The following is a 275-nucleotide window of genomic DNA, read 5'->3' on the forward strand; positions in this document are numbered from 1 at the left end:
TAGAAATGCACCAGACCGTTGAAGAGACGCTGGACTTCTTTTTACGCACCGTTGAGGTCACGGAACAGAAGCCATGAGAAAAGTCGGCCTGCGCATAGACGTCGATACCTTCCGCGGCACCCGTAAGGGGGTGCCTTCGCTGCTGGACATGCTCAATCGCTACGGCGTTCGCGCAAGCTTCTTCTTTAGTGTGGGGCCGGACAATATGGGACGGCATCTTTGGCGGCTGGTTAAGCCGAAGTTCTTACTAAAGATGCTGCGCTCTAAAGCAGCCT

1 protein-coding gene is annotated in these 275 nt (G+C 54.5%); it reads left to right on the forward strand.

The features are described from left to right. Positions 1-73: 73 nt before the first annotated feature. Positions 74-275: hypothetical protein (locus tag F1003_RS18675; RefSeq protein WP_235898415.1), on the forward strand; the 202-nt coding region annotated here is incomplete at its 3' end.

The sequence above is a fragment of the Winogradskyella ouciana genome (assembly GCF_009709615.1).
GTDB lineage: Bacteria > Bacteroidota > Bacteroidia > Flavobacteriales > Flavobacteriaceae > Winogradskyella > Winogradskyella ouciana.